Annotated in this window: 14 protein-coding genes; all 14 read left to right on the top strand. The window is 36.0% G+C overall.

The window, feature by feature from the left end; translation table 11 throughout:
- Window positions 1-156: 156 nt before the first annotated feature.
- A complete protein-coding gene (locus HXT59_RS06075) occupies window positions 157-1,263 on the top strand; it encodes an ABC transporter ATP-binding protein (protein ID WP_004110938.1) in 1,107 nt (368 codons plus the stop codon).
- A 10-nt stretch (window positions 1,264-1,273) separates the two neighbouring features.
- A complete protein-coding gene (locus tag HXT59_RS06070; RefSeq protein WP_004110937.1) occupies window positions 1,274-2,053 on the top strand; it encodes a hypothetical protein in 780 nt (259 codons plus the stop codon).
- Window positions 2,050-2,988, top strand: a complete 939-nt coding sequence (locus HXT59_RS06065; protein ID WP_076002751.1) for an ABC transporter permease — start codon at window positions 2,050-2,052, stop codon at window positions 2,986-2,988. Before HXT59_RS06070 ends, HXT59_RS06065 begins: the two co-directional genes overlap by 4 nt.
- A gap of 421 nt (window positions 2,989-3,409) precedes the next feature.
- Window positions 3,410-3,916 (top strand): GNAT family N-acetyltransferase, encoded by a 507-nt coding sequence (locus HXT59_RS06060; protein WP_004110930.1) that lies wholly within the window; start codon window positions 3,410-3,412, stop codon window positions 3,914-3,916.
- A gap of 5 nt (window positions 3,917-3,921) precedes the next feature.
- Window positions 3,922-4,227 carry a type II toxin-antitoxin system RelB/DinJ family antitoxin gene (locus HXT59_RS06055; protein ID WP_049762315.1) on the top strand — a complete coding sequence of 102 codons (306 nt, stop codon included), beginning with the start codon at window positions 3,922-3,924 and terminating at the stop codon, window positions 4,225-4,227.
- A 73-nt stretch (window positions 4,228-4,300) separates the two neighbouring features.
- Entirely contained in the window at window positions 4,301-4,792 is a 492-nt protein-coding gene (locus HXT59_RS06050) for a recombinase family protein (protein WP_012913996.1), read from the top strand.
- Between the two features lie 19 nt (window positions 4,793-4,811).
- Window positions 4,812-5,441: a hypothetical protein gene (locus HXT59_RS06045; RefSeq protein ID WP_012913997.1), complete on the top strand. Its 630-nt coding sequence runs from the start codon at window positions 4,812-4,814 to the stop codon at window positions 5,439-5,441.
- Window positions 5,442-5,988: 547 nt separating this feature from the next.
- Window positions 5,989-7,287, top strand: a complete 1,299-nt coding sequence (locus HXT59_RS06040) for a hypothetical protein (protein ID WP_012913998.1) — start codon at window positions 5,989-5,991, stop codon at window positions 7,285-7,287.
- Between the two features lie 269 nt (window positions 7,288-7,556).
- A complete protein-coding gene (locus HXT59_RS06035; protein ID WP_012913999.1) occupies window positions 7,557-7,736 on the top strand; it encodes a hypothetical protein in 180 nt (59 codons plus the stop codon).
- Between the two features lie 1,055 nt (window positions 7,737-8,791).
- Window positions 8,792-8,977 (top strand): helix-turn-helix domain-containing protein, encoded by a 186-nt coding sequence (locus HXT59_RS06030; RefSeq protein ID WP_012914000.1) that lies wholly within the window; start codon window positions 8,792-8,794, stop codon window positions 8,975-8,977.
- Window positions 8,978-9,003: 26 nt separating this feature from the next.
- A complete protein-coding gene (locus tag HXT59_RS06025) occupies window positions 9,004-9,723 on the top strand; it encodes a DNA-methyltransferase (protein ID WP_004110918.1) in 720 nt (239 codons plus the stop codon).
- The gene (locus HXT59_RS06020) at window positions 9,724-10,797 is read left to right on the top strand and encodes a DNA cytosine methyltransferase (protein ID WP_012914001.1); all 1,074 of its coding nucleotides are present in this window, start codon (window positions 9,724-9,726) and stop codon (window positions 10,795-10,797) included.
- Window positions 10,790-11,632 (top strand): hypothetical protein, encoded by an 843-nt coding sequence (locus HXT59_RS06015; RefSeq protein WP_421784279.1) that lies wholly within the window; start codon window positions 10,790-10,792, stop codon window positions 11,630-11,632. Before HXT59_RS06020 ends, HXT59_RS06015 begins: the two co-directional genes overlap by 8 nt.
- Window positions 11,584-12,750 carry an AAA family ATPase gene (locus HXT59_RS06010; protein ID WP_421784339.1) on the top strand — a complete coding sequence of 389 codons (1,167 nt, stop codon included), beginning with the start codon at window positions 11,584-11,586 and terminating at the stop codon, window positions 12,748-12,750. The genes HXT59_RS06015 and HXT59_RS06010 overlap by 49 nt, the downstream gene beginning before the upstream one ends.
- The last annotated feature ends 3 nt before the right edge of the window (window positions 12,751-12,753 follow it).

The following is a 12,753-nucleotide window of genomic DNA, read 5'->3' as shown; positions in this document are numbered from 1 at the left end:
TTGGTTTTTGTACGTTTTTTTTTGCATGTTTTTGCGCGTTCTTATCGTTCTTGTAAGCAAGCGTTATCTCTTTATCTAATTAATTTTCATTGTTGAAATTTATTCAATAACAGTAAAAATTAAGCTTTAATAACACGTAAGAACGAAGTAATAATAATGAATAATAATATAGAAAACGCAACTGATAGTCGCGATAACAATAATAAGCAGTCAGCTAGCAACTTAATATTGCGTATTGATAATATAACAAGATCTTATTCTCGTGGATTTGGTCGTAAGAAGACAACTCGCCAAGTTTTACATAACGTATCTTTTGATATTCATTCTGGTGAAATATTTTGCTTGCTTGGCCCTAATGGTGCAGGTAAAACAACTACCGTAAAAATTGTTGGTACGTTGTTAGCTCCTGATAGTGGTAGTGTTCGTATTGCCAATATTGATGCTGTGAGTAATCCTCGAGAAGCGCGTAAGCATGTGTCGTTACTTCTTGGAGGTGAGCGAGGATTTTATCAAAAGTTAAGTGCATTAGATAATCTTCGTTATTTTGCGGATCTTTCTGCTGTTCCATATAGGGAGCAAGGAAAGCGTATTCACGATGCTCTTGAGCAAGTTGATTTACTTGATAAAGCTCATGATGCTGTTCAAACTTTTTCAAGGGGAATGTGGCAGCGGTTGCATATTGCTCGATCGCTGGTTGCTAGAACGGATCTTATGCTTTTAGATGAGCCTACCACTGGTTTGGATCCTGAAAATGCTAGGAAAGTACGTGAAATTATTCATGCTTTACGAGATCAAGGAATAGCGATTTTGTTAACTACGCATGAGATGAGTGAGGCTGAGAAATTAGCTGATACTGTTGCTGTAATAAATCACGGTAATATTATTGCTCAGGGAAGTGTTCAGCAGTTGGCTTCTTTGCAGCATATTGATCATGTAACAATGTACGCGTATGAAGGTGAAACATCAAGTGGAACTCCTAGTGTTAAGGAAGAATTGCAAAAACTTGATGGAGTGTTGTGGTGTGATGTTTTTGAATCGCATGGAGTGTTAAATATTACTATCGCGTGGAGCAAAGCATTATCTCAAGAACGAAATGTTAAAATTCCTGTTGATGGGATTACACGTTTAGGTGATCGCGCTGCAAGTTTGGAAGAAACGTATCTTGCTATTGTGCAAAATGATAATATTTCTGCATCAAATACTTCTACTTCTTCTGCTGCTACGTCGTCTTCTTCGTCTTCTTCACTTTCATTGAGTAAGTAGGAGGCTTAATATGAATACTTCTACTCGTTCATGCGCTTCTGTGATTCGTGGCATGTGGTTTCAGCTTAAAAGCTTAGCGAAAACAACGTTTTTCTTGCAAAATGCGATACTTGCTCCAGTATGTTTTGCGTTGATGAAAATTGTTGCATACTATGGTTTTTCTCATAATTGTGCCAACTTCCTTAATAATATTTGGGTTGATTCTTCTATAGCTGGATTATGGTCTGCTACAACTACTGCTGTTGGAATTATTGGATACCAGCGTTATTTAGGAACATTACAATATTTAACTTTAAGTGTTATCTCACCTTCTGAAGTGTTTCTTCCTATTGTAGGATCCGCAGCTTTACTTGGGTGCATTGGTATGCCGCTTGCGATTATTACCGTTGCTGTTTTCTGCCATGGTTTCTTTATGATAACATTCACGCAGTTAGTTGGATACTTACTTTCTATGCTTGCTTGCGTAGCTTCTGCTGCATTATTATCTGGAATTTTTGTATTATGCCGTAAAGCTACAGTTTATGAAGGTTTGATTTTAATTCCTGTATGGATGCTTTGTGGAATAGTGATACCTGTAGAATCAATGCCATTGCCTGCTCGCATTATTGCGTTTATTCATCCGCTCACGTCTGCAGTGTGGGTGGTTCATGCGCAATCGTTTAATACTACTACTGTGTTAGCAATTGTGTTATGCGTTGTATTATCCAGCGTTCTGCTTGTTATTGCAGGTTTTATGTTACGTCATGCTATTCGACTTGCAACGCTTAATGGAAGTTTGAACATAATATGATACGAAATAATAATCAGGTTGAAACTATGCAAAATAAAATTATTAAAAATAGTAAGTACGCTGAATTGCATCAATATAATCAATATTCTCAGTATGGTCACGTGAGCGTGTTATCTAGTATACGAACTGGCGCAAGAGTGAGTATACAGAGTATACCTAGCTTAAATAGTTGGAATACTGCTGTTATTCGTATGATTATTGAGCCTCTTTTATCCACGTTCTTATACGTTTTTCTAGCTGGGGCTGTAAGTGGAGGATTCAATGGAGCAGCTAGTGCTGCAACTAGCGCTGGTTTTAATCATAGTTTGATTGCTTCAACTCTTGCTGCTGTGATGTGTGCATGTTCTATTTCCACAAGTATGACTGTGTCAGAAGCACTAGCATGGGATCGTTTTGAAGGAACAACACCATTCGTGCTTACAAGCGCGAAAGTTGCATTACCATTATGGTTCGGCCGTATTGTTGCGCTCGTGACTATTTCTTTAGTGAGTGATGCTGTGACTTTGTTTATAACAATGCTTGTAGTAAGCCCGAGTGCTTTCTTGATGATTAATATGAGTGCGTTGATGCTGTTGTTCCTTATTGTTCCTGTTGCTTCTACGGGATTTGGTATTGCTGTAGCTGCTATAAGCATGATGATGAATGATGTTTATACTATTTCTAACGCGCTTAGTGCAATACTTCCTATTGTTTGTGGTGTGATTGCTCCAATTAGCGTATTTCCTAAGATGATGCAATACGTGTTATATGCGATTCCAGTAACTCATGTTACTCAAGCATCTCGTAGTATAGTTGATGGTTCTGTAAATGTTGGCGTATCGCTACTTGTGATTCTTGTTGTTGGCATGTTATGGGCAATTGTTGGCGTGATTATATGGAATGTTGGTGTGGCGGTTCAACAGCGTAAAGGTACTTTAACAAATATAGGGTTTTAGGTAATAAATATGGGATTTAGTTAATTATATAAAGATTAAATTCGCGTATGGAGAGTGGGTGTAATGCTAGTGGCATGTTGATTATTGCGTAAGATTGTTCAGCAAGCTATTAAGCAGGTCTTAAACCTTTTTGCGATATTTCCTATCGTTTAAAAGTGCACCCACTTTTTGTTTGTATATTTGGCTGTATCATACATTATTTTTCTAGTAGAAGCTGTGCTTTATGGAAAAGAAAAATTTTATGGATTTGAAAAGCTCGCACTAATTGAAAGAAAAAATAAAAAAATTTTTCTTTAATAAAGCTTGTATGTGTGGTTTTTTTAAACAGTAATACTATTAAAGCTAAACAGACTATTATGGACTCTAATTTTAATAGAATTGTATTCTTATTAGAATCACATATTAAGAATAAGGAGAACTTATGAAATTAATTAGACCAGATAGTAAATATATCCAAGGTTATATAGAAGCAAATGAAGAAGATGAAATTTTTAGGCCGAATGCAGAAAGACGTTTTATAAACCCCGAAACAATTATAGAGAGTTCTTATAATATTGAACATGGTATAAATTTGCCTGAAAATTATGTTAGAGCTACTACGTTTTGGCTGATAGATAATGAAAAATTTATTGGTGAAATTAATATTAGGCATGAATTAAATTCTTTTTTAATTAACTATGGTGGTCACATAGGATACGAAATTAGACAATCTGAATGCATGAAGGGCTATGGAACAAAAATGCTTTCTATGGCACTTACATATTGTAAAGAGACTTTGAATCTGCATAAGGTTTTGATTACGTGTGATGATGACAATATCGGATCGATAAAAGTTATAGAAAATAATGGTGGAATTTTAGAAAACAAAGTGAAAAATAACTTATCAAGAGGAAACGTTACAACAAGAAGGTATTGGATTAATATATAGGAAAAATATTAAAAACAGCGAATGTGAATGTGAGAATACAAGAAAATATTAAGCAGCAGGCAGATCGAATTTTGGAAACGATTGGAGTCCCTAGAGCTATGGCTATTGACATGTTTTATCGTCAAATCATTCTTAATAATGGTATTCTGTTTTCGCTTACTATTCCAAAGTCTCTTACAGCACAAGATGCTATGGATGAGAAAACGTTTAATGCGTTGATGGTTAAAGGATATGATCAGGCGGTTCGTGGTGATAGCTATCTGATAGATGATGTTTTTTTGAAGAGCTTGAATGCTGATTGGCAGTCGTGATGTGAGATTGGTTTTAGAAAATTAAACCTTTTTGTGATTGCTCGCTTCTATCGTTAAAAAGTGCACCCACCCTGTGAAGGTTGGTTCATCAAGATCTGAATTTAATCGAATGATTGATGAGTGTGAGAAAGGTAATCTTGATATTATTCTTACTAAAAGTGTGAGTCGTTTTGGTCGTGATACGAAAGAAGGCTTAGAGGCTATTAGAAAGATTCGATCATGTGGTACAAGGATTATCTTTGAGACCGATAAGATTGATACGGAAACTGTCGATGATGAACTTTTAATCAGTGTGGTTCAAGCGTGCTGTCAGGCTGAAAATGATTGGCGTAGCGAGAATATTGTTTGGGGATTAAGGCGTAGAGCAGAAGATGGCACGTCGGGTCTTTATAGTAGGGCTTGTTATGGTTATAAGAAAGATAAGCATGGCATGCTGAATGCAGGCATTATTTCTAAAGAGAAGTTTGAAGCCGTTGAGCTTGAGATGGCGGTTCGTAGTAATGTGGAAGTTGGAGAGGACGGAACGGTCAAACGCAAGTCTAAGAAATATAGTTCGAAAAGATGAAGATCATAGGAGAATGTATATGAAAGATAAATTTTCTAAATCAAATATTAACACCGTTTCAGGGAATGTTTTTAATGGACCCACTAATATTGTTTCCGGAAACAATACAGATTTTAATGGGAATTCATCGGGAAAAACTGCGACATATACGCCTGAACCTGTTTGGAGAAGCCCTATAACAATGGCAATTCTATCATGGATGGGAATCTTTATTTCCCTGATAGGAATTTTCCCGTTTTATAAACTATTTGAACCTTTAATTAATTTATTTACCAATAAAAGTATTCAAATAAATGCAAACAATAATATTATATATTGGGGAATCTTAGCTATAGTAATAATTATACTTTTGGCAATTATTGTATGGTTAAGAGATATTACTAAAAGAGAAACTAGGCATCCGTTATTCTTTAATTATGCAATTAGTGGTCTTGGAAGAAAACTTACGATAGAAAAAATTCATATTGAAAAATGCCCTATATGTGGTGGCACAATGAAATATTTCAATAAGGCTGTAGAATGGAGAGATACAACATATCCTAATGGAAAAACAAAACGTGAGGTTACAAAAAAAGTGCCTGCTTTGCAATGTAAGCGAAACCCAGATCATTTCTGTGAAGTTGATCCAGCTGCAGATAAAATAAATTAGGTTTAATGAAAATAAGTATACTGTTATTGTAAAGTTGCAACTCTATGCAAATTAAAAAATTGCAGATGATGCTGGACAAATATTTCGAGCGATAAATCTCTAAAAAAGATTAATAGTTTATATAATATATACATTAGTCTAATCAAAACTTATATGCTCGAAACAACAGAAATCTTATAGTTTTTATAAAATCAAATGGGTTTTGCAGAGATATTTAATTTTTCAAAATAGCCTAATAATCTTACATGGAGAGTGTTGTTTTGATGTTGAGAGTGACAGAAAATAGCCGCAAAAGCTCGGTAATGCTGCGGTTTTCTGGCAATCTGGGGACTTCGGAATTGGGCAGACAAAACACTCTGCAGAAATTTATCCAAAGGAGAACCAACCAAAAGTGTGATGGTAGAGTTGCCAAGATAGATGTCAATAAATGGAGTTGCCGGGTTAGATGTCGGGTAGTTGTGGTTGTGAGATAGATATCAAGATTGGTGAGGCTTGATTTATTCGCAAAATTTACTATTCCTATTATAGAACGTTAAAAGGAGGAACTTTGAATATAGAGTATGTTGTAGTTGGCATATGTATTGTGGCAGTGGTGATGATTGCTGCTTTCCTAATTAATAGGCTAAAGAAAACAAATATTCCCGAAGACGAGAATAGCTCTGATTTGAATAATAGTGCGATGATAGTAAAGAAAACAAGTAAATTATCTCAGCCAAATCAAAAGCTCGATGAACTTGTCATTCAGATGGAAATGCTTCCGGTAGAAGCAATATCTGATGATAGTAAGCTGGTGGAGATAACTGATAGTAAAATTCTGGGGCGTGTGAACAATTTGTTTTCCGGATTGGTGCAGGCTAGTATAGCAGGTTCCAATGCAGTCCAAACTGCAAAAGCGGGAAGCGAGGTTTTGTATCGCGCTATAATCCCGGCTGGTGCTAAACTTACCAATTCTAAGGCTATGAAAGGAGCGGTTCGAGGACTCTATTTTGGTGCTAATGGAATCAAGGGTCATGCAAACCTTGTAGCGGTTAAAGCTAAAAATGTAGTAGCGAATAATGTGGGTGTAGCCATGGGATTGGCATCAATTGTTGTTGGGCAGTATTACATGACGCAGATAAATGCAGAGCTTGGATCAATCCGTGATGGAATTTCAAAAATATCTGATTTCCAAGATAATGAATTTCGAAGTCGAGTTTTTTCACTTGTTGCTCATGTTAAGAAAATTGCCGACTTTCAAGTAGAGATCCTTGAGAATGATGAATTGAGACTGTCAAAGATTGCGCAGCTCGATAATATAGAAGAAGAATGTACTCAGTTACTTGGTCAGGTTAATTTAACTTTGGCGGGCTTTACAAAGAAAAATGACCTGGATTATGCATCTTATGAAAAGGAATTAAAAGAAGCGCAAAACTGGTATACATACCAAAAAGCATTGCTTGATGTGCTGTATAAGATTTCCGACTTGAGGTATACGCTTCATCTGGGGGCTGTCTCAAGAAAGCAGTGCCTAGCGCTTTTGCCGACATACACAAAGCAGGTGGAAGATACTCAAGCATTATTGACTGGCTGGCATCAGACATCCGTAAATCGTTTAAGCATTGATACAGATGAGATCAAGCGTAAAAGAGATGGAATCGATCGCGTCATTCATTTTATTCCTGGATTATTTGATGATGACCTTAATTTTAGGGCGATTAACAAAAAAACAGTAGATATGATAACGGCTCAAGCATCAGTCAAATCCATTAAACATCCGCAGGACACCTCTGACCTGTATGCCGAGGATGTGCAATTGATTTCTAAAGACGGTAAAATCTACTACTTACCAATGGGTAAGGCAGAATGAATGTGAAAAAAGAAGAATGATAAGGTGACAGATACGTTGTAACAAAAAGTATGACAGTATTCGTCCTCTTGACATGAATGGTGCCACCGTCACTCAGAATGCCATTCACGCCAACTATGATAATTTGTTAATTAGTGAGAGAGGTACTTTAGCACCGTTAGTTTCAAATAGTTGAATTTCATCAGTGGACGTTAGCATTATTGTTATATTATCGTCCACTTGAGACCCTGGTGATTCTAAATGCACCAGCTTACTAGGAAGGCATCTAAATGAGTAAATGTTCAAACTGTCGTAAGCAAATGCAGCTAGTTTCTATTCTAATAAGCGTAATGGTTCCAGTTATTGCAGCTTTCGCTATTATGGAGTTATATCATCTGCTTGGAGTAGCCATTGCAATGGAACTGATTCTTATCGCTTGGACAGTCGTGCTTATTAAGTCAAGCAAGTAAAACAATTCTCCGACTAGACAGCGAGACTAATTAAATGGATGACATCATGCAAGTACGTGTTTTGCAACTCCTAAGTGGAGTGGACGCGATGTATTTATTCTAAAGAGTGTCCACGGCTAGCTTGGGTGAGGTCAGAGACTTTTTGCGATAGATTTCTAAATAGCGTTGAGTTCCATGAGCTTATTCTTCATAATGTATTTAGATTAAATTCCGAAATGGAAATAATTCTAAATAGGAAGAGGCGTACGTTTACGAGATGTTGTTCACAGATATAATATACGTTTAATGTTAATAATAAAGGCATCAAGAAACAGTTAGAAGTTGATTTCATAGCTAATCTTGGAAGTAAAAGATATTATATTCAATCTGCCTATAGTCTTCCTTCAATCGAAAAGATACATCAAGAAAAAGCGTCCTTGTTATATATTGATGATTCATTTAAGAAAAATAATTATCGTAAAAGATAGAATAAAACCTTTTTTGGATGAGCATGGAATACTTACTATTAGTTTATTCGACTTCCTATTGGATAGGAATAGTTTAGATTTGTAGTGAATAGCTTAACGTATTAGTTATGCTTATATTCCCACACATATTCCCGAGCACGAGCTTTTGAAAACTATTAACTTTTATTCATTTCATATTTGTCTCTCAATCCACGTGGAGACTGTTGTATTGATGTCAAGAGCTGATTAACTGGGCAAATTTTGTCTTTGTGTAGCAGGGGTTTACAGGGTCTATCGTTAAAAGGTTTAATGAGTGGCGGCTGTAAGCTGGCTCGGCGTGCTTTTTGAGTGCAGTTTGGCTGTTTGAGGGAAGATATCAATGCTCTAGGGTCGAGTGCACAGGATGGTAACGGTAAAAAGTACACACGACTTGCTCACAGGCTACAGCGTCAAAGATAGGCAATTTCTTATAATGTAAAATATCTAGTAATATATACAAATATAATGAAATATATCCAAATACAACCAAATACATTGACCTTTTATAAAAAGCAGATATAATGGTAGTTGGGTCTGTAGTGATGAAAATTTAGAGGTGGTATAACACAGATGAAAAATGAAGAAGGCTATATCAGCATTGATGAAGCGGCAGAATACTTGGGGATAAAAACTGTCACTCTGAGAACCTGGATAAGAAAAAAACCAGATATGCCAGTATATAAAATAGGAAAACTTTGGAAATTTAAACGCTCGGAATTAGATAAATGGATTGCCAGTGGAGAAAGTGCAGAGTAGCTGTTAAGTTAGGAGAGTGATTCATATTGTCTAAAATAGAACTTTACAACGATGACTGTATTGTTGCTATGGATAATCTTAGGGCAAAATCAATAGATTTAATTGTTACAGATCCGCCATATAATCTTGGTAGTTTTATGAAAACTAGAGATACTAATCTAAAAAAGATGAGAGACAATTTTTTTGCTGCCGCAGGTTGGGATGACATGGGTTTTGAGGAATGGAAGAAATCCATGGAGTCTTTTTTTGAACTATCTTCTAGAGTCATGAAAAAGGGTGGCTCTATGATTGTGTTTATGGCTATTATAAAAGTTGAAACGATTATAAAGTTAGCTGAGGAATATGGATTTTACTATAAGACAACAGGGATTTGGCATAAAACTAACCCTATGCCCAGAAATATGAATTTACATTTTGTAAATTCTACAGAAGCATGGGTGTATTTCACTTATAAAACAAAGACTGGAACATTTAACAATGGTGGAGCTATGTTTCATGATTTTATAGAAACATCCGTCACTCCGAATAGCGAAAGAAAATATGGAAAACATCCAACGCAAAAGCCAGAAAGTTTGATGCAGCACTTTGTAGAAATACTTTCCAACCCTGGTGATAATATTCTAGATCCATTTATGGGCTCTGGAACAACGGGAGTTGTTTCAAAACGAGCTGGTCGCAATTTTATAGGTATAGAATTAAACTCAGAATACTACAACATTGCTAAATCTAGGATAGAGGGCAAATAAATGCAACCAACGGTAATAGATTTATTTTCAGGCGTAGGAGGATTATCGTTAGGCTTTGAAGAAGAAGGATTCAGTGTTCTTTTAGCTAATGAGTATGATGAATCCATTGCAAACGCTTATATGAAAAATCATAAAACAACAAAAATGGTCGTTGGTGATATTACCTCTCTTGATTTGGATGCTGTTTTTGGAACATATAAAAATAAGATTGACGTCATTATAGGAGGGCCACCTTGCCAAGGCTTTTCGCAAAAAGGTCAGCGGAAAACAATCTACGATAAAAGAAATTTTTTATTTGAATATTATGTAAAGGTAGTTGAGCTTGTAAAACCTAAGTATTTTGTAATGGAGAATGTCCCAAACCTGCTTACTGCTGAAAAAGGTTATTTTTTTAATGAAATTGAGACGCTATTTAATGCTATGGGGTACTTTTTGCAGCATGGAGTACTTAATGCCGCGGATTTTGGAGTACCACAAAATAGAAAAAGAGCAGTTATTATTGGCAAAATGAATGGGGTTGCTCCGTCTTTACCATCCTCGCTGAATGAGAAAGTAACTATATGGGACGCAATTAGCGACTTGGCATTTTTAGAATCAGGAGAAGGTGATGAGGTGCAAGAATACAGATATGCGCCTCAAAGCGAGTATGAAAAAAAATTACGTGGACATGCTAACCTTTTGTATAATCATAAGGCAACAAAACACTCTCCACTTTCATTAAAAAGATTGAGAATGATTCCTCCTAATGCCGGTAAAGAAGTTTTACCAAAAGAGCATCTAACTAAATCCATATATAGTGGTACGTGGACCAGGATGAAAAAAGATGATATATCCGTCACGATAACAACAAGATTTGATACACCTTCTTCAGGCAAATTTACTCATCCTTTTTTAAATCGGGCAATAACAGTAAGAGAAGCGGCCAGGATACAGTCATTCCCAGATGAATTCATATTCATTGGTAGTAAGAGTTCTCAAATGAGACAAGTTGGTAATGCTGTTCCGCCACTATTGGCATCAGCAATCGCTAGAGTAATTAAAAATGATATTATGGAGGGAAACATTGATGAATAGACCAGATAATATGTCCGCTTATAGTGCATTGGATTTAAAGCTTGGTATTAAATCTTCGCTCCCACATGTTAAGAGTGCTGTCGCGCTAATACTTTTGTTTTGGGAGTGCTCTATTAAGTCTGCTGAGCTTCAGTATTCCGTGCAAAGTGAAGACAAAATAGTAATTAATCCAAATTTGAAAACTGCTATTAAAAATAAACTAGCACAAATTTGTAAACAAGATGGTATTAACATTGATACAGTAATAGATGCTATAAATAATAATTCACTATTTAAGTCTCAAATGGAATCGCTAATAGTAGCCTTTGAGCTAATTTGGAAGTTAGCAAAAATCAGCTTTATTGATGAAGATAAAACTACTAGTGCAGAAAGGACAGGTGGAATAAGGTATCCCAAAAAATTAATCTATACGGTTAATGCTGACATTATCGATACTCTAATTGACAATGATTGGGATGCTTATGTACGTATTTTGATTTTGTGGATTGGTGTTGATATTAATTATGATAAGCAGATAGAGACTCGATTGAGTCGCTTGTTAACTGCAATATCTGAAGGCGCAATCTTTAAATTAGTTGATGGTACTAATGATGTTATTTTTAATCAAAACGACGTGTATAAGAAACTAATGCAAACTAAAAATAATGTAGACTTAAATGGAGATGAAGAAGCTAAAGGTTCTTTAAGAATACTTAAATCTCTGCTTTCGGATGGACTGAACCCATACCTTGAGTGCCGTAATGGAGATGTTCAGATATTAAAAGGTCAGTTTAATAATCTAGAGGAATATCAAAAAAGAGTAGAAACCTTTCTGCAGCTATCAACCACAAAATAATAGACTCCGAGGATGTAAATATAGATAAAGAGACCGATAGACAAGATTCGCTTGAAAATAATCGCGTTGTAAGTGGGCGTAATATTCTTCTATATGGTGTTCCGGGTTCTGGTAAGAGTTGGACTATTGAGCATGAATATTGCAAACCTGGAAGTGTTGTAGAAAGACTTGTATTTCATCCTGACTACACTTATTCAGATTTCATTGGACAGATTCTTCCAGCAGTTTCAGATGATGGACAGGTAAGTTATAAGTTTACTCCTGGACCTTTTACGAATATCCTTCGTGAATCATATAACAATCCGAGCAAGGAGTACATCCTTATTATTGAGGAAATTAATCGTGGTAACGCTCCTGCTATCTTCGGAGAAGTGTTCCAGTTGCTTGACCGTAAAGTAGAAATTCGTGATATTGATGACAACGGATATCCCATCGGTACAAGTGAGTACGGTATTACAAATATGAATATTGCTGAGGAGATGTACGGCAAGGATAGAAAAACAGAAAAGGTTCGTATTCCTTCAAACCTTTCCATCATAGGTACGATGAACACATCAGATCAAAATGTTTTCACGTTAGATACAGCTTTTCAGCGCAGATGGGATATGCGTCTTATCGAGAACGATTTTGCCAGTGTTGACAGTTCGCTTGCTGATGCAGAAATCCTTGACACTGGAATAACATGGAAAAATTTCTGTGTTGAAATCAATAAGATTGTTGTTGAGAATAGTGCAAGGATGACTTCTGCGGAGGATAAGAGGCTTGGAGCATACTTTGTTCATGTTCATGACCTTAAATACGATGACACTATGGGAGCTCTGAAAGAATGCGATGCTCTTCGTATGAAAGAAACCAGTGGTTCCCTTACAGATGATGAGAAGTCCAGAATTGCAGTGATTCGTGATGCAATGCGACAAAATAGGAAGTTCCCTGAAAAGGTAATAAAATATCTTTGGGATGATGCATTTAAATTCAACCGTGAAATTATCTTTGATGTTGATAAATATCAAAGTCTTGAACAAGTAATACATGCTTTTATGTATGCCAATGGTACTGAGCGCTTTAAGGTGTTTAAAGATAATGTCAGGGATGCATTTGCTAATGTAGAAGAAGATTAAGGT

Source organism: Gardnerella sp. KA01001 (assembly GCF_049244025.1).
Taxonomy (GTDB): Bacteria; Actinomycetota; Actinomycetes; order Actinomycetales; family Bifidobacteriaceae; genus Bifidobacterium; species Bifidobacterium swidsinskii.
This window is presented reverse-complemented; position numbering and strand designations above follow the sequence as displayed.